The sequence below is a fragment of the Elizabethkingia bruuniana genome, from assembly GCF_002024805.1.
GTDB lineage: Bacteria > Bacteroidota > Bacteroidia > Flavobacteriales > Weeksellaceae > Elizabethkingia > Elizabethkingia bruuniana.
The window spans coordinates 2,858,327-2,883,448 of sequence record NZ_CP014337.1 but is presented as its reverse complement, the minus strand read 5'-3'; the positions used below and the strand labels follow the sequence as shown (position 1 = coordinate 2,883,448).

Sequence of the window (25,122 nt, the reverse complement as noted above, 5' to 3'; positions counted from 1 at the left end):
TGATTTACTTATTTTGTTAAAAATTATAACCATGAATATAAATATTAATCAGATTATCCTTGGGCTGGTACTCTTTACCACAAGTGTACACGGGCAGAATAAAAATAATGTAAGCAGTAAGGAACAGAAGCCGAATATTATTTTTATCATGACAGACGATCATTCTAAAAGTGCTATGAGTGCCTACTCACATGATCTTATAGAAACACCTCATCTGGATAAAATAGCAGAGAAAGGAATCAAATTTAACAATGCATTTGTTACTAATTCTATATGCGGACCTTCAAGAGCTGTTTTTTTAACTGGAAAATTCAGTCATATTAATGGTTTTAAATCCAATGATGAAGATGTCTTTGACGGAAGCCAGCCAACATTGCCGAAATATCTGAAAGAAGCTGGTTATTATACTTCAATTATCGGAAAATGGCATTTGGGATCAGTACCTCAGGGATTTGATAAGTTTGATATACTGATTGATCAGGGAGAATATTATTCGCCACGTTTCTTTAACGGAAAAGATACAGTGGTCGTTCCGGGGTATACAACAGAGCTGATTACTGAAAAGGCTATTCAGCTTTTTGAAGAACAAAAAAACTCAGGTAAGCCTATATTTCTAATGCTCCATGAAAAAGCACCACACCGCAACTGGCTGCCTAATACAAAAGACCTGAATAATGTAAAAGATAAAGAATTTCCTTTGCCTGAAACTTTTTTTGATGATTACAGCACTCGTTCGCAGGCTGCCTTTAAACAGGATATGAGAATTGAAAATATGTTTTTGGGGTATGATCTGAAAGTCTACCTGAAACAAGCAAAAGATGAAACCGGAACGGGAGGAGATTCACGTAATAATTCTTTTACATGGTTGGGCGGAGATTTATCCAGAATGACTAAAGAACAACGACAGGCATGGGACAAATATTACAAGCCTATTTCAGATGCTTATTACACTAATAAACCAATTGGAACAGATTTACTGAAATGGAAATACAACAGGTATATGAATGATTATCTGAAAACCGTAAAATCTGTTGATGATAATGTAGGGGAACTTATGGAGTATCTGAAAAAGAACGGACTGGATAAAAATACATTGATTATTTATACATCCGATCAGGGCTTTTTCCTTGGAGAGCACGGTTGGTATGATAAACGTTTTATGTATGAACCTTCGCTGCAGATTCCTTTGGTAATGAGCTATCCGGGACATATTAAAGAAAATATAACCGAAAACGCTTTGGTACAGAATGTAGATTTGGCGCCAACGATACTGAAGGCTGCAGGTTTACCTGTCCCGAATGATATGCAGGGGAATTCCCTGACACCATTTTTTTCAGGGGAAAAAGTAAAGAAGTGGAAAGATAAATTGTATTATCATTATTATGAGAATACAGTTCATCATGTAGAAAAGCACCTTGGAATCCGTACAAAGCAATATAAGCTGATCTATTTCTATGATATTAAAGACTGGGAGCTTTATGATCTCAGTAAAGACCCTAATGAGGTTAAAAACCTGTATCATGATCCACGTTATAAAAAGACTTCGGATAAGCTAAAGCTGGAATTAAAAGCACTGATCAAAAAGTATAAAGATACTACAACTGTTGAGTTTTAATCAGCCATATTTATTATAACGGGATATGTGTTCCGCCATTAGGATTATGACTGCATTTTCCCACGCATAAAACCGTCAGGCTTGAAGATTTTGCACTGCAGTATTCACAATGGTATTGGGTTTTCTGTCCGCCTTCATATAGTAAATGTCTTCTTTCCGAAGGATTGCTGTCGCAACGTCTGGAAAGCAGAGATGATATACTATTGGCTTTGGTTCCGCAGCATTTACAAAAATAGTTTGCCATAACTGATTTAGATTTGGGTGTTGATTTATACGGACAAAAATATTAGCGATGAACGACAAAACATGTCGTTCATTTTTTTATTTTTGGTTTTTATTAAAAAATGGCAAAACGGGAACAAATGCTTCGGTTGAAGCTGATAGAAGAATTTATACGAAGAAAGAAGGGAGCTTCTTTCCAGGATATTTATGAATTTTTGAGTGAAAAGTTTCAGGAAAAGGATCTGGAGCTAAGTTTTACCGAACGTACTTTTCAGCGGGATAAAAAACTTATCGGTGAGATATCGGGAAAAGAAATACGCTATAATAAGGGCCGTAATATTTATTTTCTGGAAGATTCGTCCGAAGAAGATATATTCGATACTATATTGCTAATGGAAGCCTATCGGGAAACAGAAGGGAAAGCGGATATCATGTTGTTCGAGAAAAGAAAATCCCGTGGGCTGCATAATCTTCAGGACTTAGTACAGGCGATAAAGCTCCAGAAATGTGTAAGCTTTGTCTATCGGAAGTTTAATGATGATAAAGGAACTAAAAAGCTGGTACAGCCCTATGCGCTGAAAGAATTTAAAAACCGGTGGTATCTTTTGGGAAATGAAACCAGCGGGAAAAACTTTTTTATAAAAACATATGGTCTGGACAGGATGACAGATTTGCTGCTTACCTCAATAGGGTTCGGTAAAGAAGATTGTGATCTTGAGGCGGCCTTTGAGAACTCATTTGGTATTATTTCAAGTCTGGGCAAAGAGCCGGAAAATATTATTTTATCTATGGATGCTGTTCAGGGAAATTTCCTGAAATCATTGCCTATACATCATTCTCAAAAAATCATTTCAGATAATAGCGAAGAAGTGAAAATAAGTCTTAGACTTGTTCCCAGCTATGATTTCATTCAGGAGCTTCTTACACTGACAGGATTAGTAAAAATACTAGAACCAGAGAGTTTAAGGGTTAAAATGAATGAATTATTGAAAACGGAATTTTAAATATTCTAAATAGCGGTGTTATTTGCATTTATATATTTAATAATCAATTATTTATAACTTTTATTTGTTTGTATGGTATAAAAAAAGACATGTTTTTTGTCACGATTTTGAACATTTTAAATCTATTTTTTGATATATAAAACATTAGATTTCTTTCTACTTTTACATCGCTAATGAAGAGCCTTAAAAAATTACATTTATCCCTTTTTATCGTGTTTTTTTTCACGATGCTATGTGCTGGTCAGGCACATAAAGGGAATGCTCTTGTTCATTTCAAAGCTTCTGGTAAAAACTATCAGAAAACAGACAAAATCTCTCAAAGCTCATTTGATTTTTATAATTTATCAGATGATGATCATGATGAATCATTACTTGGTGAAGTAGAGAAAGTAAAATTAGATCTTGACCATGTAGTCGAAAACTGGATCAGTATCTTTTACAATACTTTTTATATTTCTGATAAACCGGTAGTAGCTCATCACCATCCATATATAGATGTACCAAAGTATATACTATATCATTCTTTGCAGATTGCATACTGCTAATTATTTTCATTTTACAGACTTCCTGAAGAACCCTGATTTGTATCTATAATCGATGGGGTTCCGGCGGGATAATTTCCGGAATTTAAATTTCGTATAAGACAATATTTGCCCTTCGGGAAAGGGCAGGTTATAGATCTATGTCTAATTTTTAACAAGAAAACAATGCATTTAACACCGAGAGAAACCGAGAAGCTTATGCTGTTCATGGCAGGAGAGCTTGCGCTAAAAAGAAAGGCCAGAGGCCTGAAACTAAATTATCCAGAATCAATAGCACTTATCAGCCATTTCCTACTAGAAGGGGCAAGAGATGGAAAAAAAGTTGCTGAACTGATGCAGGAAGGAGCACAGATTCTTACCAAAGATGATGTAATGCCGGGAGTGGCTGAAATGATCCACGATGTGCAAATAGAGGCAACATTCCCGGACGGGACAAAGTTGGTAACCGTACATAATCCAATCCGTTAAAAACCAGTAGTATGATACCAGGAGAAATTTTTGTAAAAGAAGGGGCTATCATCTGCAACGAAGGCAGAGAGACCGTAAAGATAAAAGTAATAAATACAGGTGACCGTCCTATACAGGTAGGTTCTCACTATCATTTTTTTGAAGTGAATAAAGCGATGAGCTTCGATCGTGAGAAAGCTTTTGGTAAAAGGCTGAACATTGTGGCCAGCACTGCAGTTCGTTTTGAACCAGGAGAAGAAAAAGAAGTAGAGCTTGTAGAAATTGGTGGAAACAAAAAAGCTATAGGTTTCAATAACCTTGTAGACGGTTCTGTAGATTCAGCTGCTCAGAAAGAAGAAAGCTTGGCTAAAGCGAATCAATTAAATTTTAAAAACCTGTAACAATGAGCTTAAACGTAGACAGAAAGCAATATGCTAATATATTAGGACCTACAACCGGAGACAGAATTCGTTTGGGGGACACAGAAATGATCATCGAGATCGAAAAAGATTTTACCCATTATGGAGATGAAGCCGTATTTGGCGGAGGTAAAACTGTGCGTGATGGTATGGGACAAAATGTTACCAATAAAAGAGATGAAGGTGTACTGGATCTCTGTATTACCGGAGCAACTATTATCGACCACTGGGGGATTGTAAAAGCCGATATCGGTATTAAAGATGGTAAAATCGTAGGTATTGGTAAAGCCGGAAATCCGGATACAATGGACGGTGTTACACCGAACTTAATTATCGGAGCTTCTACCGAAGTCCACGGTGGAAAAGGATATATTGTAACCGCGGGAGGTATTGATACACACATTCACTATATCTGCCCACAGCAAATAGAAACAGCTTTGTATAGTGGTGTTACAACAATGATTGGTGGCGGAACAGGTCCTAATGACGGAACCAATGCAACAACAGTTACTCCGGGGAAATTTAATATTCAGAAAATGCTTGAAGCAGCTGAGGAATATCCGATGAATTTAGGATTCTTTGGTAAAGGAAACTGCTCTGCAGAGGATCCGATTGCAGAACAGGTAGAAGCGGGTGCGTTAGGAGTGAAAATTCATGAAGATTGGGGTGCAACACCGGCAACTATAGATGCTGCACTTAAAGTAGCTGATAAATATGATGTACAGGTAGCAATCCACACTGATACGTTGAATGAAGCTGGTTTCCTTGAGGATACTATGAGAGCTATTGACGGAAGAGTTATCCACACTTTCCACACAGAAGGTGCAGGCGGCGGACACGCTCCGGATATTATAAAAGCAGCAATGTATCCTAATGTATTGCCGGCATCTACTAACCCAACACGTCCATATACCATTAATACAATTGATGAGCATTTGGATATGCTGATGGTTTGCCACCACCTGAGTAAAAACATTCCTGAAGATGTAGCATTCGCAGATTCACGTATACGTCCGGAAACTATTGCTGCGGAAGATATTCTGCACGATATGGGTGTATTCAGCATCATGAGTTCCGACTCTCAGGCAATGGGAAGAGTAGGTGAAGTAATCACCAGAACATGGCAGACGGCTAGCAAAATGAAGGATCAGAGAGGCCAGTTGGAGGAAGATAAAAATACGGAAAGCGACAACTACCGTGCGAAGCGTTATGTGGCAAAATACACGATTAACCCGGCAATTGCACATGGTATTTCAGAATATGTAGGATCTATTGAAGAAGGTAAATTAGCCGATTTAGTAATCTGGAAGCCTGCATTATTCGGTGTTAAACCGGAAATGATTTTCAAAGGCGGAATGGTGGTTGCAAGCAAGATGGGAGATGCTAATGCTTCTATCCCGACACCTCAACCAATTATTTATAAAAATATGTTTGGGTCCCACGGTCGTGCAAAATTTGGTACTTGTGCAACTTTTGTATCTCAGGCTTCTATTGAAAACGGATCTATCGCTGAATATAAATTAGAGAAAATGATTCTTCCGGTGAAGAACTGCCGTAATATTTCCAAGGCAGATCTTATCCATAATGATAAGACTCCGGTTATTGAAGTAAACCCTGAAAACTATAAAGTAACAGTAGACGGTGTGCATGTAACCTGCGAACCGGCAGAAAAACTTCCTTTAACACAGTTGTATTACCTGTTCTAATCCGTGAGAATCAATTTTTCATCAATTCTTATATAGTGTTAATGAAGAGCCTGGTGAAGGCCGGGCTCTTTTAAAAAAAGTAAAGTTTAAAATGAAATTTCTGAATAAAATAATTTTCCCTTTAGCTGTAGCTGGTGCTTCCCTGTTTTCTACAATGGCAGATGCGCAGTTTCTGGGAGGAAGAAGATTAAAAAGTGATGAAGACGGTCCAAAAGGACAATGGATGATTTATGGTTCACTGGATTATTCCAAGACAAACAGTCCCACAGGCAGCTCCAGTTCTTTCGGAACAAGCTCTAATGCAGGAGTACCAATAGGAGTGGGGTATTTTATTAACAATAACGATGTAATCGGGGTTAACTATGCTTATGCAAGCGACCGTGTGAACGGAAATACCGTATACAAACAAAACGAAACTGGTTTATGGTACAGTCCTTCTGTAACCTTGGGGAAATATTTTGCCCTTATAGCGCAGGTAGATGCCCACTATGTATGGGGGCAGAAGATGGCAGAAAACGGAATGGCAAATCCTGGAATGGAGGCCTTTAACGGATTTCGTCTGAGAGCTTATCCTATGCTTGCGATATTCTTAGGCGGAGGCTGGGCACTGAAATTCAAGTTTGCTGAATTATCTATGCTGCAGACAAAAGCTAAAGGCGAAGGCTGGACAAAAAGTTATGTTACGGGAATCAGCGGTTCTACTTTTGGCGTAGGTATATCTAAGAACATCGACTTCAGAAAAAAAGCACCTAAAGATGATAATTAATGAATGTATAGGAAATATTAAAGATATTTCTGTTGCCGGTAAAACAATTGACTATCTGGATCTGGAATGGTTTGAAACCACTAAAAGGATTCAGCGCAAAAAAACCAGACAAGGAGTTGATGTTGCCATCAAATTCCTTCGGGAAGGACAAAGGCTTCGTGAAGGAGATATCTTGCATGAAGATGGAGAGAAGGCAATCGTAGTGAATGTACTGGAAACAGAGGCAATCGTTATTACGCCTACATCTATGCTGGAAATGGGTACAGTATGCTATGAAATTGGTAACAAGCATATCCCGTTATTTATCCAGGAAGATAAAGTGCTACTACCTTTCGAAATGCCTATGTACAGATGGCTTGAAGCAAGTAATTTCCGTCCGGAGAGACAGACCGTAAAATTACTGAACCTTCTGAAATCTAATGTAGAGCCACACGGACATGGCAGTATAGGATCTTCCTTATTTACTAAAATTTTAAAAATGGCAGCTCCAAAAGATGAATAATAAGAATCTTAGCTACTTAGCCAGCTTACTGCATATTGCGGATCCTACATTGCCCATCGGTGGTTATACCCATTCCAACGGGCTGGAAACTTATGTGCAAAACAGAATTGTGCATAACGTGACAACAGCACGGGAGTTTGTGGAAAACATGCTGAAATATAATCTGAAGTACAATGACGGAGCATTTGTAAAACTGGCTTATGAAGCAACACAGAAAGAAGATCTGGATGCTTTACTGCAGTTGGATCAGGAGTGTAATGCATTGAAGTGTCCTAAAGAAATTCGTCAGGCAAGCCAAAAACTGGGATTACGCCTTATTAAAATTTTCAAGAGAAAAAAGCAGTCTTCTTTTATGGAAGCTTATGAAGAAGCAATCCGAAATCGTAAGGCAACTTCACACTATAGTTTAGTATTCGGAATTTATACCTGTCTTTTGGATATTCCTCTATATGAAGCTCTTTTCGGGTTTTATTATACTTCTGTTGCGGGGATGATTACCAATGCCGTGAAGCTGGTTCCGTTGGGTCAGTTAGACGGTCAGGATATACTATTCGACCTTTATCCCGTAATAGACAAAACGGTTCAGGAAACTATAGAACTGGAAAGAGACTATGTCGGGCTTTGCAATACTTCATTCGATATCAGATGTATGCAGCACGAAAGGCTTTATTCCAGACTTTATATGTCTTAACTCAATTCTCAATATTTAAAATTATACAAAAATGGAAAACAGAAAATATATCAAAGTAGGAGTTGCAGGACCTGTGGGTTCTGGTAAAACTGCTTTATTAGAACGTTTAAGTAGAAAATTATATGGTACTTATGATCTTGGTGTAATTACCAATGATATCTATACCAAAGAAGATGCGGAATTTATGGCTAAAAACAGCCTTCTTCCTAATGACAGGATTATTGGTGTGGAAACCGGAGGCTGTCCGCATACCGCGATCCGTGAGGATGCAAGTATGAATCTGGAAGCTGTAGATGAATTGGCAGCACGTTTTCCGGATATCGAACTGGTACTGATTGAAAGTGGAGGTGATAACCTTTCAGCTACCTTTAGTCCGGATCTTGCGGATGTTACAATCTTTATTATTGACGTAGCAGAAGGAGAAAAAATTCCGAGAAAAGGAGGCCCTGGTATTACAAGATCCGATTTGTTAATCATCAACAAAATAGACCTTGCTCCGCATGTAGGTGCAAGCCTTGAAGTAATGGAAAGAGATGCCAGAAGAATGAGAAATGGAAATCCTTTCGTATTTACAAATCTGAAAACAGATGAAGGTTTGGATAAAGTAATCGGCTGGATAAAAAAATATGCGTTACTGGAAGAGTGCGAAGAACCGAACCTGGTAAGATAAATGGATAGTAGTTTAAGCATTATTGCAGGATACAAGCAGGGCGCTTCTTATGTGAAAGATCTCTATGTGTCACTTCCTTTTCGGGTAGTGTCGGTGGGGCAGCGTAAGAATGATAACAAGCTTTACCAAATGGTAATGTCCTCTTCACCCGGAATTCTGGATGGAGACCGTTACCATTTGGAAATCTCCCTGGAAGAGGGTGCAGCCTTGCAGCTTCAGTCGCAGTCCTATCAGAGACTTTTCAATATGGAAGATAAAGCGACCCAGCAGCTGAATATCACGATGCAGAATAATACCTCTTTCGCTTATGTACCTCATCCTGTCGTACCTCATGAGGATTCCAATTTCCAGAGCAAGGCTAATATCCGAATAGGTAAAAACAGTCAGGTTATTATCAGTGAAATTATTACCTGCGGGAGGAAGCATTACGGAGAAGTTTTCAAACTAAAGCGCTTCCAGAACCTTACCGAAATCTATCATGAAGATAAACTGGTTGTAAAGGATAATGTACTGATTCAGCCGGATCTTATTCCGATTAACAGTATTGGAAATCTGGAGCAGTATACCCATCAGGGAACACTGATCTTTTACAGTACAAAAGAAAATACGGACAGAGACAGACTGATAGAAACTGTTGTAGAACTTGCTGAAGACAAAAAAGAAGATTTGGAGATTGGAGTGTCGGCAATGGAAGACAACGGGTTTATCCTAAGAGCACTAGGCCATGGCGGAGAGTCGATGTATAATTTCTTTCTCAGCGTTCAGGACTTACTCTGGGAATTAGAATAAAAAATTAATAAAATGAATACCACTATTTGGGCACTTATGCTAAGTGCTGTATCTATAAGTTTCATCCATACAGCTTCGGGACCAGATCATTATCTTCCCTTTATTGTATTGTCAAAATCCAAGCGATGGAGCCGAAGTAAGACCATTATGCTGACAATTGCCTGTGGATTTGGACATGTTCTGAGTTCTCTGGCTATTGGTGCTGCAGGTGTTTTTTTAGGATGGCAGCTTAACAGATTTTCCTGGTTTCAGGAGTTAAGGGGCAATATTTCCGGATGGGCATTACTTATTTTTGGATGTGCGTATCTTATTTATGGACTGATACAGGCTGTAAGAAATAAACCGCACAAGCATTTTGATGTGATGGGTGATGATGTGTATGTTTATGAACACAATCACACCGAAGTGGTGATGCCACAGACCCGTATAAAAGTAACGCCTTTTGTATTGTTTATGATTTTTGTAATGGGACCTAGTGAACCTCTAACGCCATTGCTTTTCTATTCCGGACTGAACAGGTCTGTTGCTGAAATTCTGGCTCTTATAGTGCCGTTTACACTTACAACAGTAGCAACAATGCTGGGAATGGTACTATTGGGACGTTATGGATATTCGACTTTATTCAATACCGAAAAACTGGAGCGCTATATGGGCGTAGTCAGTGGCGCTGTTGTAACAGTATGCGGTATCGGAATGGTATTTTTAGGATGGTAAAATAATTAAACTGTTATTTATGGATAAACTTTTTGCAAAAATTCCTTTTGTAGACAATGTATTAAAAGGAGTAGGGCAGATTATGCTTCAGGAGAACCGCTGGACAGGACTTCTGTTTCTTGTTGGACTTTTTCTTGGGAGCTGGCAATGTGGCGTTGCTGCTATTCTGGCAACGACAGCCGGTACATTCACTGCCATGAAATTAAACTATGATAAATCACAGATTAATGCCGGATTATATGGTTTTAGTGCTGCTTTAGTAGGTGTTGCATTGGCCTTTATATTTCAGACAACGATCCTTATATGGGTTCTGATTATATTGGGAGGTACGTTAGCTGCCATTATCCAGCATTTCTTTATTCAGAAAAAAATCCCGGTATTCACATTTCCATTTATTATCATTACGTGGGCACTGGTATTCCTATTACATCAGTTTACCCATATTCAGCCATCGGATCTGATTACTGCAGAAGCTGTACATACAGATTACGATGACTTTTTAACCTGTACCAATGGTTTCGGGGAAGTGATTTTTCAAGGGGGGGTACTTTCCGGTATTATTTTCTTTGTAGCTGTATTTATCAGTTCACCTGTTGCTGCCTTATACGGACTTACAGCTTCTATTTTGGGTGCCGGATTGTCACAGCTGAACGGAGAGCCTATTCAGGAAGTGCACATGGGTTTATTTGGTTTTAACGCAGTTCTTTCTGCAATTGTTTTTTCCGGTGTTAAAAAAACAGACGGATTATGGGTGCTGATTGCTGTGGTACTAACCGTAGTTATCGACGATATCCTTGTAGATAATAATTTGCTTAGTGCTGTAGGCGGGGTATTTACATTCCCTTTTGTAATTGGTACGTGGATAACTTTACTTATCCAAAAGCTATTTATAAAGAAGGTTCAGTAATTTTTCTGAGCCGGCTAATTGTAATAAATGCTCTGTGAAAACACAGAGCCAGAGAATATATTAAAAAAATGAAGAAATCGAAAATGATGGCTGCCATACTGGCAATGGTAGTCAGCGGACTAACCCATGCACAGGAAACGGCAACTGAAAAAAAGATGCTTGTAAAAGATGTAGACGATAAATATCCTATCAGAGATGCATTGATTAAGTTTAACAGAGGAGAAAGTCATACCCACTCCAGCGCAGACGGCTCTTTTGTGGTAGGAATAAAGTCTTATCCTGACACACTAAGTATAAGTCATAACGGATATGATGAAGTGAAGTTTGTAATCAGCGGAAAGGAAGATAAAAACAATATTGTCTTGCTTCAGCACAAGCCATTGCAGATTTCGGAAGTAGCCATTAATCATAGTTCTTTCCTTTCGGCCATGACAAAAGTAGACCTGAATAAATTTCCGGTTAACTCCGCTCAGGATTTGCTGCGTAAAGTTCCGGGATTATTTATTGCCCAGCATGCTGGTGGCGGAAAGGCAGAACAGTTGTTTTTAAGAGGTTTTGATGCGGATCATGGCACGGATGTGAGTGTGAATGTAGACGGAATGCCGGTAAACATCGTTTCTCACGCCCATGGACAGGGGTATTCGGATTTGCATTTTGTGATTCCGGAAACGGTGAATAATATAGACTTTGGTAAGGGAGCTTATTATATCGACAGAGGTGATTTTAATACAGCCGGGTATGTTGATTTTAAAACCTTTGACCATCTTAATAACAGCATGATAAAACTGGAAGGTGGCTCTTTTAATACCAAAAGGATTATGGGAATGTTCAACATTATTAATGATCCTACCAACCGCAAAAATGCATATGTAGCAGCAGAATATAACTATACAGACGGACCTTTTGATGTAAAGCAGAACTTTAACAGAGTTAATATTTTTGCAAAATACAATCAGTGGTTAACAGATAACGATTATTTCAATATTCAGTTTTCAACATTTAATTCTTCATGGAATGCATCCGGGCAAATTCCTGAGCGTGCAGTAGATGAAGGAATTATAGGACGCTGGGGGAGTATAGATCCTACTGAAGGTGGTAAAACATCCAGAACCAATCTTCAGATGAATTATAAGCATATTATTTCTTCTTCAGAACAGATTGATGCTATGGCCTGGTATTCCCGTTACAATTTCAATTTATACTCAGACTTTACATTCTACCTGAAAGATAAAGATCATGGTGATGAAATCCAGCAGAAAGACGGCAGAAATGTTTATGGTACTGAAATTAAGTATACCAAAACATTCAGCCTGTCAAACGGAACAATGGATTGGATTTCGGGAGTAGGTTTCCGTAACGATGATATAGGAACATTACAGCTAAATCATGTATATCACAGAGATTTGCTATTAGGTCAGTTATCTGATGTTACCGGTACAGAAACGAATCTGCACGCATATTCCGGGCTGGTATGGAAAACCGGAAAATGGACAATTAATCCTGGATTGAGAGTCGATCATTTTATTTTCAATATGCACAACTTACTGGATTATGAGACGCTGCCTTCCGGACAGTCTACGGAGGCAACAAGAGTAAGCCCGAAACTTAATTTCTCATACGCAGCAAGTGATAAAGTAATGTGGTTCCTAAAGACAGGTATGGGCTTTCACTCCAATGATATGAGGGTAGCTGTCGTACAAAAAGGTCAGAAAACTTTACCCTATTCTATAGGCGGAGATTTAGGGGTAAGATTGCATCCTTTCAAATCATTGATTATTACGCCTACGCTTTGGTATCTTCAGTTGCAACAGGAATTTGTGTATGTAGGTGATGATGCTGTAGTAGAACCTTCCGGAAAGTCCAGACGTTACGGATTCGATTTGGGTATCCGTTACCAGCCGATGGCTAATCTTTACCTGAATGCTGATATTAATTATTCTCATGCGAGATTTGTAGATGAAGCAAAAGGAGAAGATTATATACCGCTGGCTCCTATAGTAACAAGTACGGGATCTGTAAACTGGGATTTTCTTAATGGCTTTTCACTAGGACTTCAGTACAGATATTTAGGAGGCAGACCAGCAGTAGAAGATAACAGCATTAAAGCAAAATCTTATTTTGTAAATGATCTTGTGCTGTCCTATAACCGTGCGAAATGGGGTGCGAATTTTCAGGTTAGTAACCTGTTTAATGTAAAATGGAATGAAGCGCAGTTTGCTACAGAAACCCAACTGAGAAACGAACCTAATCCAATTACGGATCTTACCTATACTCCGGGGACACCCTTTGGCGTGAAAGTAGGAGTTTATTATAAATTTTAAAAAAAATAATGCAGGGAATATGTTCTCTGCATTATTTTTGTATAATCCATAAATGAATATTCATAAAATAAATGGAAGTATTATCTAGTTTTCAGTATAAAAAGCAGTTTCTTCCGAATATTACGGAAAAAATTCTGGAAAACAATGCTGATATCCAGCTTTACAGAATTGAAGACTATCTGAAAGGAATTCTCATGCCGGTTATACCTTACCGTACGACATTCAATTTTATGATATTCGTTACCAATGGCCGCATCAAGCAATATCTGGATACAACCGAATATGTAGCAGAAAAGGGAGAGGTTATCTTTATAAAACAGGGAACTATTACCGCAACTATAGAGCTTTCCGATGATATTGAAGGTTTTTTTCTGGCTTATGAAAACAGTATCCTTTCCGAGCAGGAACTGCCCAAACATAAGACCAGTATATTCTTTATGACACCGTTTCTGCATCTGGATAATCTTACCTATACTACTATTACCCAGCTTCTGGTTATTCTGGAGCAGGAGCTTTTGCTTAATAATCTGGATGTAAATGATGTTACCGTAACCATGCTTCACCTTATTCTGGTAAAAATGCTAAGCTCAGATTCCGGCAGCCATCACAAAATGGCGACAAGACCCATGGAACTATCACTCCAGTTCCGGGACTTACTGTTCAAGCATCATATTACCGAAAAGCGTGTTGTATTTTATGCCAATAAGCTTTCTGTTACCGAAAATTATCTGAATAAATGCATTAAAAGCGTTACCCGAAAGTCGCCGAAACAATGGATTAATGAAATTGATATTAACTACGGAAAAGCATTGCTATATTCTACAAGAGATATTGCGGAAATAGCCTATGAGCTTAATTTTCAAACAGCCTCACATTTTACCCAGCTTTTTAAAAAAATCACAGGAATCACACCTAAAGAGTACAGAACATTGTTTCTGAAGGACAGAGCTGCTATAGATTGATTTTAAAATTCGGTATGGGCTAATCTGAAAATTATAAATGACCTTCATTCATCTTCATCACCAAAAGCCATTTCGATAGCAATATACTGAACAACCAGTTCGCAGATATTTCCGCTTTCGTCATAGCCAAAGTATGCAGGATAAACGCCATCTCCGAAGCCTGTTTGTATCATAGGAATACTAAGATCAGTACCCGGGATTTTGAAATTGATCCAGTCGCCATCTGTTCTCTGGAATTCAGGGTTCTTTTCATAGCTGTTTTTAAATTCCTGTGCGAAGAAATTGTCGTAGATATTACCTTCAGGATTTTCTTTTTCCCACTGATCCACAAAGCTGCAATAAAGATCCCTGGTCTCCGTATCCACAATTGTGGCAAGACCGGCATCGACATTGAATCCAAAATATTCTCCCGAATTAAGGCTGTTCATATCTTCATTACCAATTAAAGCTTCTGTGTAGGAAACAGCTTTGTTATCTGTGAATTTTACCCGTGTGGCAACATATCTGTGGTGTCCTTCGTCTACCTCAACCACCAAAGTGGTTAAAGGAAATTTTCCCGTTGGTACTTTAATAAAGTATGGAAGTTCTTCCTGATGTAAGTATACCAAAGGATCTCTTACCATAATATTGCCGGTAGGAATAACTATTTCTCCCATATCCAAATGATATAGTTTTTTATTACTGATCTCATCCTGAGTGAAATACTCATTGAAGTCACTAACGGGGGATAGTAATATTTTTTTTTCGTCGTAGTTGTATAGCCATTCCTGAGTTGGTGTAAAATTCATGTGATTTGTTTGTGATGTTATTTTAATATTTCTTTTGTTAAATATATATATTTAATCTAGTCTTCGGGAAATAATTATGTTAATCTTTCATTAATCTTTAATTCAGGTTTTATGAATAATCATGGATAAATTGTGGATTATTATAAATATAAATTCGAATTTTTCTTTTATGGCAAAAAATATAATTTACTGATGTTATTTTGCTCTGTATTCCACAAGCGTAGAAAGATAAAAATACATAATATATTATCTGTCTGAAAATTGATTGTTTTAGGACATAACTTTATTTTTTTGTTAATATAGTCTGAATTATTATGCATAACTCAATATAAAGTTATAAAGTTTGGTGTATTGACATTGTTTTAATTAGAATTAATATACATTGTTCAATTTGTTAAAATTTTATTAAAACCGGGTATTGTTTTTTTGCTGAATTTTGAAAGAATAAAAAAAACTTATCCATGAATCTTCCGAAAAGCTGTTTACTTGTTCTTATTTCTTTTTTTAGCTGTGGTATTTCTGCCCAGAAAAAAACGCCTCAGAAAAAAGTTGTTTTTATTATTGTAGACGGTATTGCGGATGATATGCTGGATAAAGCGGAAATCCCTAACCTCAACAGAATTAAGAAAGATGGAGCTTTACTAAAAGCATATGTGGGCGGAGAAAAAGGTGGTTATAGTGAAACGCCTACTATTTCTGCAGTAGGTTATAATAGCCTGTTAACGGGTACATGGGTGAATAAACACAATGTTTACGATAATGATATTAAAGCTCCTAACTATAATTATCCAACCATCTTCAGACTTTTCAAAAATCAGTTTCCAAATAAAAAAACGGTGGTATTTTCTACGTGGGAAGATAACAGGACAAAGCTTATAGGTGAGAATCTGGATGCTACCGGCAAAATAAAAATGGATTTTGCGTTCGATGGTTTGGAAAAAGATACCAAGCGTTTTCCACACGATAATCAAGCTAAGTATATTCGTAAAATTGATAGTCTTGTTGCCGGAAAAGCTGCCGGTTATATCAGGGAGAATGCTCCGGATCTTTCATGGGTGTATTTAGAGTTTTCCGATGATATGGGACATCGCCATGGTGATGGTAATATTTTGTATGAAGCTATTTCTTTTGAAGACAGATTAATCGGACATATTTATGATGCTGTAAAAGAACGTGAGGCAAAGCACGGAGAGGATTGGTTGTTTGTTGTAACAACGGATCACGGGAGAACTGCAAATAATGGAAAAGGCCATGGAGGCCAAAGCGACAGAGAGCGCAGCACATGGATTGCCATTAATAAACCTGACGTTAATACTTATGCGAAAAATAATCGTGTAGCAGTTACGGATATATTGCCAACCATGACAGATTTTCTGAGTCTGAAAGTATCTGCAGATGTTCAGCAGGAAATTGATGGAGTAGATCTGCTAAAAAAAATAACAGCTTATCACCTGAAAGCTACATTATCATCTGATAATACATTGAATGTTGCCTGGGAAACTACAAATTCTTCCAAAGAAACGGCTGAAATCTATATCACAGATACCAACAACTTCAAAAACGGAGGTAAAGACTCCTATCGGTTACTAGGGAAAGTAAACCTCAGCAGTGGTAAGTTTACTTCTAAACTCAAGACTGCTAATTCCAATATTTACAAAATAGTTCTGAAGACCAAAGCTGGTTTTCTGAATACATGGATCAGAAAATAAAACACACTAAATAAGAATCTATTCATGAAATTACAACTTTTAATTGCACTGGGGCTGGTCTCCGGTCTGGAAGCGTATGCTCAAAATGTACCCAAAACAAGTGGTACGGACACTCTGAAAACAGGGGAGAAAAAGATTGATGAGGTTGTTATTACAGCTTTGGGGATCAAAAAAGAAAAGAAGGCATTAGGTTATGCTGTTCAGGAAGTAAAAGGTGATGTCTTTGAGAAGGCAAAAGAACCAAACTTTATCAACTCACTTTCCGGACGTGTTGCCGGATTGAATATCCGGAACAGTACCGATCTTTTCCAAAATCCGGGGATTAATCTGAGGGGAACAACACCATTAATTGTTATAGATGGGATACCGGACAGAACTGCCGATTTATGGAGAGTAAATGCGGATGATATTGACAATATCAGTGTATTAAAAGGGCCAACTGCTTCTGCGCTTTACGGTTCTGTGGGTAAAGACGGAGCGATTATGATTACCACTAAAAAGGGTAAGAAAGGAAAACTAACGGTTTCTTTTAATAACTCTACGATGTTTCAGACCTCCTTTATCCGTATTCCGGAAGTTCAGACAACTTATGGTGGCGGGAATAATGGAAAATATGCGTATATCAATGGTCAGGGATCTGGTAGTGAAGGCGGCGGATGGATCTGGGGGCCTAAGCTGGATCAGAGAGATCCGAATACTCCCAGTGGATATTTCGAAACACCTCAGTATAACAGTACTGTAGATCCGGTTACCGGGAAATTGATTCCATTGCCCTGGATTTCCCGCGGTAAAAACAATATTAAAAATTTCTTTGAAACGGGGCTTATCCAGTCCAATAATGTAAGTGTAGACTGGGGTAATGAGAAAGCAACTTTCAGGCTTTCACTTTCCAATATTTACCAAAAGGGTATTGTTCCGAATACGAATCTGAAAACAACATCTATCAGTTTAGCAGGATCTGTAAATCCGGTTAAAAACCTGACGATCAACACAGCTTTAACTTATAATAAAACATATACTTCCAATTTTCCAGAAGTAGGATATGGGCCTACCAACTATCTGTATAATCTTGTTTTGTGGACAGGAGCGGATGTAGATGTAAGGGATCTGAGGAATTATTGGGTTCCTGGTAAAGAAGGTTACCAGCAAAGACATTACAATGTATCTTATTACAATAACCCGTATTTCCAGGCTTATGAATATCAAAGGCCTTACTATAAGGATAATGTTATGGGGAATGTAAATCTGGAATATCAGATTGTTCCGAAATTAACGGCTAAGGCTCGTGTCGGAATTAATGTATATAGCCTGAACCGTGAATACCGTGAGCCTAAGAGTTATATCGGCTATGGAAATAAGTCATTAGGAAACTATAGTCAGGTGAGTAATAATTACTTTGACATCACTTCAGAATTAGGTCTGAAATATCAGAACAACTATTCGGATAATTTTACACTAAGTGCGGAAGGTTATGTAGCGAACTATTACAGAGAAATGAAAAATAGTGAAATACGGACTGATGGTTTGGTGACTCCGGGTTGGTATAATCTTTTTAATAGTATTGGTCCGTTATTTATTCCTACAGATGGAGATAGAAACAGGAAAGAATATGAGCAAATCAACAGTGTATATGGTTATGTAGATATGGAGTTCTACAAGACATTCTTCCTGAATATGACAGCGCGTTATGATAAAATATCGACCCTGCCAAAAGGGAATAATGAGTATTTCTATCCATCGGTTTCCGGATCATTATTGCTGAATCAATTATTTAACCTTCCTTCCTGGATTAATCTGGCAAAATTGCGGGGATCTTATGCTAGTGTAACATCCGGAAAAATTGGGAATGATCCTTATGGTTATATTTCTGCTTTTGAAAAAAAGGTGGGATGGAATGGGCAACCAGCATTTGCTTTTGGAAATATACTAATTGATCAGAATATAAAACCACAAACAACAGATTCCTGGGAAATAGGTACAAATCTAATATTCCTGAAAAACAGAATCAATTTAGATGTTGCTTATTTCAATGCCAGAGATTACAATCAATTAGAACAAGTTCCATTATCTGAAGGATCAGGGTATAAATATTTCCAAACGAACGGGAATGTTTATAAAAGAAAAGGTATAGAATTCACGCTAAGTGCAGATATATTTAAAAAGGCAGATTTCAGATGGAGTACCCAAATTAATTTTAGTCAGTACAGACGATATTTAGCAGAAATTTATATGGGAAAAGACAGGACTAACGAATATGTTCGTGGAGGTGAACGTACAGACAAGTTGATGACTAGTGGTTATGAAACATCACCAGACGGAAAATTGGTATTGCAAAATGGTTATCCTGTGAATAATACTTCTCCTATTCCAATTTTTATGGGATATTCCAATCCGGACTGGACATATGGCTTCTCTCATAATTTCAGCTACAAGAACTTTTCACTTTCTTTATTATTTGACGGTAGAATTGGTGGGATGATGTATTCTACAACCAACCAGAAAATGTGGTGGGGTGGTATTGCGCCGGGAACAGTTAATCAGTTCCGGGATGATGCCAATGCCGGGAAAAATACCTATATCGCACCGGGGGTGAAAGTTGTAAGTGGTTCTATTACCTATGACGAAAATGGTAATGTAGTATCGGATACCCGAAAATTTGCACCAAATGATGTAGCGGTAAATTACAATGCTTATATGCAAACTACAAGTAATGCATTTGAAAGCAATTATCACTATTATAAACAAACGTTTATTAAGCTGAGAGAGGTAACGTTGACTTATAACTTCGGGAAATCTTTTGTGGAAAAACTGAACTTGTCTGCAGCAAGTATTTCCTTAATAGGAAGGAATCTTTGGTTAGCGTCAAAAATTAAGAATATTGATCCGGATTCAGGTGTGGATAATCTTCAGACGCCAGCAACGAGAAGCTTTGGGGTAAACATCAACGTGAAATTCTAATTAAAAACACAACAGAAATGAAATTAACTAAAATATACTCTTTAACATTAATCACAGTATTAGGTTTGTCAGGCTGTAGTAAAGTCGAAGATTATCAGGATGATCCTAATCGTGTCGTACGTGTAAGTCCGGATTTCCTGTTGCCTGATATCGAGGTGAATGCATTTAAAAATATTGATGCAGGTGCAGCATTAGCATCCAGACAACTGGCTTATATAAATGGTGTTAATGCTCAGCAGTATTATAACTGGCAGCGTGGATCCTTTGGTAATTATGACAATGTCAAGCAGGTAGAAAAAATGGTGCAGGAAGCTGACAGGACGGGTAATCCGGTTTATAAGTCCCTGGCTCGCTTTTTTAGATCTTACTTTTTTATCTCGCTTACCGAAACCTTTGGTGATATCCCGTATAGTGAAGCGGTAAAAGATGGCGTTTTTGCTCCTAAATATGATGATCAGAAAAGTGTTTACAAAGGAGTGCTTAATGAATTGGCTTTAGCCAATACAGAGCTTTCTAAGTTCAATACAAATATTAGCGGTGATATTATCTATAATGGTGATTTGCTTAAATGGAGAAAACTGATTAATTCTTACAGATTAAGAATTCTAATGGATTTATCTAAAAGAGCTGATGATTCGGATCTGAATGTAAAACAGTCTTTCGCTGATATTGTGAATAACCCGTCTCAGAACCCTATTATGGAAGGAAGTGCGGATAGTGGAGCTTTGCCGTTTTATAATCTGGTGAATAACCGTTACCCTTATTTTAACAGCAATGATCTGAAAACAGCCTACTATATGGAGCAAAGTTTTGTGGATAAGCTTAAAAAGTCCAAAGACCCCAGATTGTTTAAAATGGCTGAAAAGAAAACAAGTACAGTGGGGGTGATACCAACTGATCCTTTTAGTTATTATGATGGTCTTTATGGAAGTGAAGATTTAGGAAAAAATTCAACGGATGCATCCAATGGTTTAGCATCGAGAATTAATCCAAGATATTTTGATGACCCGATTAATGAACCGACATTGTTGATGGGATATGCAGAATTGCAGTTTATTTTGGCAGAGGCTGCTGTAAGAGGCTGGATTGGTGGAAATGCAAACGCTTATTATATAAAGGGAATCAGTGCTTCTATGGATTTCTATAAAATTGGAAGTGCAGATGCTGCTGCTTATTTAGCGCAATCTACTATAGCACTGCAACCTAACAGCGAAATACAGCAGATTATGGATGAAAAGCATACCGCTTTATTCTTTAATACCGGATGGAGAATTTTCTATGACCAGAGGAGAACAGGCTTCCCTAAATTTAATACGGACAGAAAAGGTATTCTGAATGACGGAAAAATTCCTAAAAGATGGATGTATCCTTCTACAGAAATTACTAACAATAATACAAACCTTACCAATGCTGTTAACAGGCAATATCCTGGTGGTGATAATATTAATGGTGTTATGTGGCTGATTAAGTAGCATACATTTTAATAAAAATATACAAGCCTGAATACTATATTCAGGCTTGACTTTTTTTAACTAAAGTGTTTAAAGACTTAGAGCCTGTTTGAATTTGCTTAGAGTAACATTGTTTGTCTCAAGTATTTTATTTTTAGACGTGTCAGGCTGAGCTTGTCGAAGTCTAATACTTTTTTGAATTAAAATTTAAACAGGTTTTAGAATAAGTACATCTTCATAACAACAAAATCTGATTAATAAGGGTAATGTATTGCTTTGTTTAGTTCAGCAGGATTGTTGTATTTTTTAATAAGCTCCTGCATATTCTTCGTCTGTGTATTCAGCTCATCCAGATTTTGTATTTCTTTTCCGTTGATGTTAATCTTCCAGTCACCATTTGTTTTTGCAAAATTATTTCTCTCATAGGCGAAAGGATCATTATAGTATTCCATAAATAATTTTTGCTTTTGTTGTTCGGTAATGGGTACCGCCTTACTTCCGAAAAATGATTCGACAAAATCCTGGGTAGGATAGGTTTCTTTCAGATTCTGACTTTTTACAAGAGTGTATATAAAATTTTGTTTGTCATCCTGGATTTCAAAAATTAATCCGGGTAATCCCCGAAATTTATAGGGGCCTTCATTAAAAGGAATATCTTTGCAAAACCATGCGGTCCAGTTTCTGCCCCCAAATCCGGTAGTCGCTTTTTGAAGCGTATAATTCTGAACTTTTTTGGTTTCATTAGAAATTTTCCAGTCTACTTTGTCATTTGTTTTGTAAGTGTAGTAGCCAAATTTAATGGTAGTGAAATTCTCGTTTTCAAAAGAATTGAGTTTACGTTTTACAATTTGCCCGGACATATCGACAAATTTATTGTCACCTCCCGTTTTTTTATTAATCGAGTCTGTAATCAGCAAATCTCTTCCATAGAATTTTACTTCTTTAGGATTAATATCCAGAACCATATTGAGTTTGGCGCGGTCCGTTTCTGTAGAGTCATATTTGAATTGTAGCTCGTAAATGTATCGATGTGTTTGTGATTTAGCAAATGTTACAATAAATAGAATTGCTAAAAAAAGAGCGTTTTTCATACAATATAAAGCATTAGTGTTGATTAAAAATATTATAAATCATTATGATTTATCTTTATTTACTAAATTATGAAAAATGCTAATATGAAAAAGAATCGTATTAAATAAATAATACGATTCCCAAAAACACACTTGATGAAATGATTATTCATTATTATGAATAATCGATATATAAAAATATATCATTGTAAATTCGTAAGTTCAAGTAGCTAGTGCAATGATTCGCTAACGAATTATTAGCCTAGAAATGAAAAATAAAAAAGCCTTTATTAATGAGCCTTTCGGAGTATTCCCGAAGGGCTTTCTGCGTTTAGTTTTACCACCGAATAAGTATGTGTTTATCCTAACATTCGGTTGTGTCGAAATTCATTCTTTGGGGTCTTTTTTATTGGTTTCTCTATGCAGTATGAGGTAATAGATGTAGCGGTTGTAAAACCTCACACCGTAGTCCAATATAAAAAATCAACCTTCCCAAGAAAGTATAATGAAAAATCACTATCCAATCTCAAACAAAATAACCAGAGTAAACTTATTACACGGTTACGAAACGCCAAAACAGTACAGGATATTAACGCCTATGCGAATGTTTTTAAAGAAACGTATAAAAATGAGACGCAAAAAGAATATTCCGGCGCTCTCTCGGGTACAGTGGCAAAAAAGCTTCTTAAAATCGCATCCGTATTTAGCAAGGGTGTATTATCAAGGTACAGCGTTCAAAATAGTATCCGAAACCGCACCCTCACTCTTTGTACGCTCACAATTACAGAGGCACAAAGACACACTGATAAGGAGTTTAATCAAACCCTTAGAAAATTCTTAGACCACATCAAGAAAGTAGACAGTTATTTAATAAACCCTACTACAAAGATGAAAACGAATATAAAAGCGCCTCGTGTTCGCCAGTTCTTCTGGCGTGCAGAGGTTCAGGGTAACGGAAATATCCATTATCATATCCTGTTTGATGCCTTTATCAATAAAGATACTTTGAAAAGGGTTTGGAATGGCTATTTGCAAAAGATGGGCTATCCTCCGGCTTACAACTCAACCCGTATAGAATCCCTGCGTAATGTAAAAGACGTAGTAGCATACGTGTGCAAGTATTTAACCAAAGCAGATACCCACGATAAAAAGACCGGAAAACCTAAACGCCCGATCATTGGTAAGATGTGGGGATGCTCAAAAGACCTTTTGAATATTGATTACCCTAAATTCTATGAATCTGATACTGTTCATTTAAATGAACTTATTAACCGTATGGAAAAAATAGAACTGGAAGACAGTATAAAAGACTGGGTAAAATGTTGGAAAGGAAACACAACCCGACTTTTAAAAGAATGCTCTGTGAATCTTCAATGGTTTGTAAAGGTTCATTACCAACGCATGTTTGATTATCTCTACAGAGATACAGACGAACCCAAACCAATACCAACTCCAGAACCTGCAAAGGTTCGATGGTTTCAAACTTCTTTAGAACTATGATACAAAAACTACTAAATCTTATGAATACAATTTACTTAAATCACCATTTCAGGTTTGTATTAACCTACTACGATCATAACGGAAAAAGACAAAGGCACTTTGTCGGAGCGGGTCAGCTTTCGGAATATCTGGGAGAGAAAAACGCAGAAACCGTGCAAAAATGCGCTAACGCTATGAAAAGGGATAAACACACGGTTAAGTTTAGAAAGTGCGGACAAATCGATATTTATTCAAAATAACTTCTTTATGGAATTGTTTCTAAGAATTAAAGTAAAAGATCAGCCTCGTTTCAGAGAGCTTTGTGAAAAGTACAATGTTGCTTTTAAAATTATCGATGGTGTTTTTGTTTTTATGTCTGTCTGGGTAACTGGTAAAAGCAGTAATGTAGTTCTTCTTATTTCTAACCTTGGTAATCAAGAGATTTATGTTACTGGATTAGATGAAACTCCTGAATATATTTAGTTATGACTTACGGTGAATATCAGATATTAAAATTACAAGATATAGCGGATTTATGTGTCTGCTCTTTGGGTACTGCCCAGAAAATAAAAAACGAGATCAAAAAAGAATTAGGCATAAAGACCAAGTATATATTTTACTTTCAATTTAAGGCATATTACTGCGAAAATCAGACGATTTAATGCAAGTTAATGCAAATTACTTCAAATTCATTTAAATTCCTCTAAGCCCCTTCTACGGGGCTTTAATTTTGTCCTGTGTTTAACAATAAAATAATTAAAAATGATTCAAAGTAATGTTTATGTAAATCAGGCGGGTAAGAATGCCCAGATTGAGATTAAAGACCCTGCGCACTCCATTGTCTTCGGCGCTTCCCTTGCTGCTGGTTCTCCTGCTTTAGACCCTGAATTACAGGTAAAAATTGAATTGGTCTCTAAAAACCGACCTAATCAGGTTTTAGTGGATTTAAAATTTGTAGAGTTTAAAGAAGTAATCAGACCCATGTTTAAAGGCATTAAGATTATGAGCCTTATCCCTTTGGCACTCTCTGACAATCTTATTTTATCTGCGGATAATAAGATTCTGATTACCCTGTCTTGGAAGACTGCCAATGTAACTTCAATGACCTATACAGTCAATACACTAAAGTCCAATACTTATACTCCGCTTGTGGTAAAAGCTGTTGACTTAACACAAAACAGAACATTAGATACTGAATACTTCACAGCTTTAAGGCTTAATGATGAGATTCACGGTATCGAAACAATTGTAGACGGTAATAAAATCTATCAGTCTAGAGATTTGCTATGGGCTACCGTTACCGATTCAAACGATGTTCTTGTGAAAGTAGATCCTAACCAGAAAATTACAGTGGAAGGTTCTGATCAGTGTTATTTAATCCAGTATTAAG

25 protein-coding genes are annotated in these 25,122 nt (G+C 37.2%); 22 read left to right on the top strand and 3 right to left on the bottom strand.

Annotated elements, in window-relative coordinates:
- Nucleotides 1–31: 31 nt before the first annotated feature.
- Nucleotides 32–1,615, top strand: a complete 1,584-nt coding sequence (locus AYC65_RS13340; RefSeq protein ID WP_034868825.1) for a sulfatase family protein — start codon at nucleotides 32–34, stop codon at nucleotides 1,613–1,615.
- Nucleotides 1,616–1,628: 13 nt separating this feature from the next.
- Here AYC65_RS13340 and AYC65_RS13335 read toward each other — a convergent pair whose 3' ends face one another.
- Nucleotides 1,629–1,859 (bottom strand): hypothetical protein, encoded by a 231-nt coding sequence (locus tag AYC65_RS13335; RefSeq protein ID WP_078403612.1) that lies wholly within the window; start codon nucleotides 1,857–1,859, stop codon nucleotides 1,629–1,631.
- 100 nt (nucleotides 1,860–1,959) lie between these two features.
- On the opposite strand from AYC65_RS13335, the gene AYC65_RS13330 reads away from it, so the two are divergent.
- The 14 genes from AYC65_RS13330 to AYC65_RS13265 all read left to right on the top strand — a co-directional run bounded on the left by AYC65_RS13330 (nucleotide 1,960) and on the right by AYC65_RS13265 (nucleotide 14,277).
- Nucleotides 1,960–2,841 carry a helix-turn-helix transcriptional regulator gene (locus AYC65_RS13330; protein WP_034868830.1) on the top strand — a complete coding sequence of 294 codons (882 nt, stop codon included), beginning with the start codon at nucleotides 1,960–1,962 and terminating at the stop codon, nucleotides 2,839–2,841.
- 173 nt (nucleotides 2,842–3,014) lie between these two features.
- Nucleotides 3,015–3,386 (top strand): hypothetical protein, encoded by a 372-nt coding sequence (locus tag AYC65_RS13325; RefSeq protein ID WP_131828190.1) that lies wholly within the window; start codon nucleotides 3,015–3,017, stop codon nucleotides 3,384–3,386.
- A 162-nt stretch (nucleotides 3,387–3,548) separates the two neighbouring features.
- On the top strand, nucleotides 3,549–3,851 hold the full coding sequence (ureA, locus tag AYC65_RS13320; protein WP_034868837.1) for an urease subunit gamma: 303 nt from the start codon (nucleotides 3,549–3,551) through the stop codon (nucleotides 3,849–3,851).
- An 11-nt stretch (nucleotides 3,852–3,862) separates the two neighbouring features.
- A complete protein-coding gene (ureB, locus tag AYC65_RS13315) occupies nucleotides 3,863–4,231 on the top strand; it encodes an urease subunit beta (protein WP_034868839.1) in 369 nt (122 codons plus the stop codon).
- Between the two features lie 2 nt (nucleotides 4,232–4,233).
- Entirely contained in the window at nucleotides 4,234–5,955 is a 1,722-nt protein-coding gene (gene ureC / locus AYC65_RS13310; RefSeq protein WP_034868842.1) for an urease subunit alpha, read from the top strand.
- 91 nt (nucleotides 5,956–6,046) lie between these two features.
- Complete coding sequence (locus tag AYC65_RS13305) at nucleotides 6,047–6,721, top strand: hypothetical protein (RefSeq protein WP_034868843.1); 675 nt, start codon at nucleotides 6,047–6,049, stop codon at nucleotides 6,719–6,721.
- Nucleotides 6,711–7,223, top strand: a complete 513-nt coding sequence (gene ureE, locus AYC65_RS13300; RefSeq protein WP_034868845.1) for an urease accessory protein UreE — start codon at nucleotides 6,711–6,713, stop codon at nucleotides 7,221–7,223. The genes AYC65_RS13305 and ureE overlap by 11 nt, the downstream gene beginning before the upstream one ends.
- Nucleotides 7,216–7,914, top strand: coding sequence for an urease accessory protein UreF (locus tag AYC65_RS13295; protein WP_034868847.1), 699 nt, complete (start codon nucleotides 7,216–7,218; stop codon nucleotides 7,912–7,914). Before ureE ends, AYC65_RS13295 begins: the two co-directional genes overlap by 8 nt.
- 31 nt (nucleotides 7,915–7,945) lie before the next feature.
- Nucleotides 7,946–8,584 (top strand): urease accessory protein UreG, encoded by a 639-nt coding sequence (ureG, locus tag AYC65_RS13290; protein WP_034868849.1) that lies wholly within the window; start codon nucleotides 7,946–7,948, stop codon nucleotides 8,582–8,584.
- Nucleotides 8,585–9,373, top strand: coding sequence for an urease accessory protein UreD (locus AYC65_RS13285; RefSeq protein ID WP_034868850.1), 789 nt, complete (start codon nucleotides 8,585–8,587; stop codon nucleotides 9,371–9,373).
- A 12-nt stretch (nucleotides 9,374–9,385) separates the two neighbouring features.
- Nucleotides 9,386–10,087 (top strand): hypothetical protein, encoded by a 702-nt coding sequence (locus tag AYC65_RS13280; protein WP_034868851.1) that lies wholly within the window; start codon nucleotides 9,386–9,388, stop codon nucleotides 10,085–10,087.
- Nucleotides 10,088–10,106: 19 nt separating this feature from the next.
- Entirely contained in the window at nucleotides 10,107–10,994 is an 888-nt protein-coding gene (locus AYC65_RS13275) for an urea transporter (protein ID WP_034868853.1), read from the top strand.
- Nucleotides 10,995–11,062: 68 nt separating this feature from the next.
- Entirely contained in the window at nucleotides 11,063–13,315 is a 2,253-nt protein-coding gene (locus AYC65_RS13270) for a TonB-dependent receptor (protein WP_034868855.1), read from the top strand.
- Between the two features lie 71 nt (nucleotides 13,316–13,386).
- Nucleotides 13,387–14,277, top strand: coding sequence for a helix-turn-helix domain-containing protein (locus tag AYC65_RS13265; RefSeq protein ID WP_034868857.1), 891 nt, complete (start codon nucleotides 13,387–13,389; stop codon nucleotides 14,275–14,277).
- Nucleotides 14,278–14,321: 44 nt separating this feature from the next.
- Here the strand turns inward: AYC65_RS13265 and AYC65_RS13260 are convergent, their stop codons facing one another.
- On the bottom strand, nucleotides 14,322–15,065 hold the full coding sequence (locus AYC65_RS13260; protein WP_034868858.1) for a DUF4241 domain-containing protein: 744 nt from the start codon (nucleotides 15,063–15,065) through the stop codon (nucleotides 14,322–14,324).
- Between the two features lie 461 nt (nucleotides 15,066–15,526).
- Between AYC65_RS13260 and AYC65_RS13255 the strand changes: the two genes are divergently transcribed.
- Genes AYC65_RS13255 through AYC65_RS13245 form a run of 3 tightly spaced genes read left to right on the top strand, consistent with a single transcriptional unit; the run spans nucleotide 15,527 to nucleotide 21,204 of the window.
- Complete coding sequence (locus AYC65_RS13255; RefSeq protein ID WP_034868860.1) at nucleotides 15,527–16,774, top strand: alkaline phosphatase family protein; 1,248 nt, start codon at nucleotides 15,527–15,529, stop codon at nucleotides 16,772–16,774.
- A 24-nt stretch (nucleotides 16,775–16,798) separates the two neighbouring features.
- On the top strand, nucleotides 16,799–19,732 hold the full coding sequence (locus AYC65_RS13250) for a SusC/RagA family TonB-linked outer membrane protein (protein ID WP_034868861.1): 2,934 nt from the start codon (nucleotides 16,799–16,801) through the stop codon (nucleotides 19,730–19,732).
- 17 nt (nucleotides 19,733–19,749) lie between these two features.
- Nucleotides 19,750–21,204, top strand: coding sequence for a SusD/RagB family nutrient-binding outer membrane lipoprotein (locus tag AYC65_RS13245; protein ID WP_034868864.1), 1,455 nt, complete (start codon nucleotides 19,750–19,752; stop codon nucleotides 21,202–21,204).
- A gap of 233 nt (nucleotides 21,205–21,437) precedes the next feature.
- Here the strand turns inward: AYC65_RS13245 and AYC65_RS13240 are convergent, their stop codons facing one another.
- Nucleotides 21,438–22,274, bottom strand: a complete 837-nt coding sequence (locus tag AYC65_RS13240) for a GLPGLI family protein (RefSeq protein WP_078674674.1) — start codon at nucleotides 22,272–22,274, stop codon at nucleotides 21,438–21,440.
- A gap of 399 nt (nucleotides 22,275–22,673) precedes the next feature.
- Between AYC65_RS13240 and AYC65_RS13235 the strand changes: the two genes are divergently transcribed.
- The 4 genes from AYC65_RS13235 to AYC65_RS13220 all read left to right on the top strand — a co-directional run bounded on the left by AYC65_RS13235 (nucleotide 22,674) and on the right by AYC65_RS13220 (nucleotide 25,121).
- Nucleotides 22,674–23,753 (top strand): rolling circle replication-associated protein, encoded by a 1,080-nt coding sequence (locus AYC65_RS13235; protein WP_034868867.1) that lies wholly within the window; start codon nucleotides 22,674–22,676, stop codon nucleotides 23,751–23,753.
- 20 nt (nucleotides 23,754–23,773) lie between these two features.
- Nucleotides 23,774–23,992, top strand: coding sequence for a hypothetical protein (locus tag AYC65_RS13230; RefSeq protein WP_131828191.1), 219 nt, complete (start codon nucleotides 23,774–23,776; stop codon nucleotides 23,990–23,992).
- A gap of 7 nt (nucleotides 23,993–23,999) precedes the next feature.
- On the top strand, nucleotides 24,000–24,215 hold the full coding sequence (locus AYC65_RS13225) for a hypothetical protein (protein WP_034868871.1): 216 nt from the start codon (nucleotides 24,000–24,002) through the stop codon (nucleotides 24,213–24,215).
- 279 nt (nucleotides 24,216–24,494) lie between these two features.
- Nucleotides 24,495–25,121: a hypothetical protein gene (locus AYC65_RS13220; RefSeq protein WP_034868874.1), complete on the top strand. Its 627-nt coding sequence runs from the start codon at nucleotides 24,495–24,497 to the stop codon at nucleotides 25,119–25,121.
- The last annotated feature ends 1 nt before the right edge of the window (nucleotide 25,122 follow it).

Bases quoted from the DNA above. Each gene is read 5' to 3' on its own strand.
- AYC65_RS13270 (WP_034868855.1), top strand. From the start codon at position 11,063: ATGAAGAAATCGAAAATGATGGCTGCCATACTGGCAATGGTAGTCAGC.
- AYC65_RS13305 (WP_034868843.1), top strand. From the start codon at position 6,047: ATGAAATTTCTGAATAAAATAATTTTCCCTTTAGCTGTAGCTGGTGCT.
- ureG (WP_034868849.1), top strand. From the start codon at position 7,946: ATGGAAAACAGAAAATATATCAAAGTAGGAGTTGCAGGACCTGTGGGT.
- AYC65_RS13260 (WP_034868858.1), bottom strand. From the start codon at position 15,065: ATGAATTTTACACCAACTCAGGAATGGCTATACAACTACGACGAAAAA.
- AYC65_RS13265 (WP_034868857.1), top strand. From the start codon at position 13,387: ATGGAAGTATTATCTAGTTTTCAGTATAAAAAGCAGTTTCTTCCGAAT.
- AYC65_RS13220 (WP_034868874.1), top strand. From the start codon at position 24,495: ATGATTCAAAGTAATGTTTATGTAAATCAGGCGGGTAAGAATGCCCAG.
- ureA (WP_034868837.1), top strand. From the start codon at position 3,549: ATGCATTTAACACCGAGAGAAACCGAGAAGCTTATGCTGTTCATGGCA.
- AYC65_RS13245 (WP_034868864.1), top strand. From the start codon at position 19,750: ATGAAATTAACTAAAATATACTCTTTAACATTAATCACAGTATTAGGT.
- AYC65_RS13255 (WP_034868860.1), top strand. From the start codon at position 15,527: ATGAATCTTCCGAAAAGCTGTTTACTTGTTCTTATTTCTTTTTTTAGC.
- AYC65_RS13230 (WP_131828191.1), top strand. From the start codon at position 23,774: ATGAATACAATTTACTTAAATCACCATTTCAGGTTTGTATTAACCTAC.
- ureE (WP_034868845.1), top strand. From the start codon at position 6,711: ATGATAATTAATGAATGTATAGGAAATATTAAAGATATTTCTGTTGCC.
- AYC65_RS13295 (WP_034868847.1), top strand. From the start codon at position 7,216: ATGAATAATAAGAATCTTAGCTACTTAGCCAGCTTACTGCATATTGCG.
- AYC65_RS13285 (WP_034868850.1), top strand. From the start codon at position 8,585: ATGGATAGTAGTTTAAGCATTATTGCAGGATACAAGCAGGGCGCTTCT.
- AYC65_RS13335 (WP_078403612.1), bottom strand. From the start codon at position 1,859: ATGGCAAACTATTTTTGTAAATGCTGCGGAACCAAAGCCAATAGTATA.
- ureC (WP_034868842.1), top strand. From the start codon at position 4,234: ATGAGCTTAAACGTAGACAGAAAGCAATATGCTAATATATTAGGACCT.
- AYC65_RS13280 (WP_034868851.1), top strand. From the start codon at position 9,386: ATGAATACCACTATTTGGGCACTTATGCTAAGTGCTGTATCTATAAGT.
- AYC65_RS13330 (WP_034868830.1), top strand. From the start codon at position 1,960: ATGGCAAAACGGGAACAAATGCTTCGGTTGAAGCTGATAGAAGAATTT.
- AYC65_RS13325 (WP_131828190.1), top strand. From the start codon at position 3,015: ATGAAGAGCCTTAAAAAATTACATTTATCCCTTTTTATCGTGTTTTTT.
- AYC65_RS13275 (WP_034868853.1), top strand. From the start codon at position 10,107: ATGGATAAACTTTTTGCAAAAATTCCTTTTGTAGACAATGTATTAAAA.
- ureB (WP_034868839.1), top strand. From the start codon at position 3,863: ATGATACCAGGAGAAATTTTTGTAAAAGAAGGGGCTATCATCTGCAAC.
- AYC65_RS13340 (WP_034868825.1), top strand. From the start codon at position 32: ATGAATATAAATATTAATCAGATTATCCTTGGGCTGGTACTCTTTACC.
- AYC65_RS13225 (WP_034868871.1), top strand. From the start codon at position 24,000: ATGGAATTGTTTCTAAGAATTAAAGTAAAAGATCAGCCTCGTTTCAGA.
- AYC65_RS13235 (WP_034868867.1), top strand. From the start codon at position 22,674: ATGCAGTATGAGGTAATAGATGTAGCGGTTGTAAAACCTCACACCGTA.
- AYC65_RS13250 (WP_034868861.1), top strand. From the start codon at position 16,799: ATGAAATTACAACTTTTAATTGCACTGGGGCTGGTCTCCGGTCTGGAA.
- AYC65_RS13240 (WP_078674674.1), bottom strand. From the start codon at position 22,274: ATGAAAAACGCTCTTTTTTTAGCAATTCTATTTATTGTAACATTTGCT.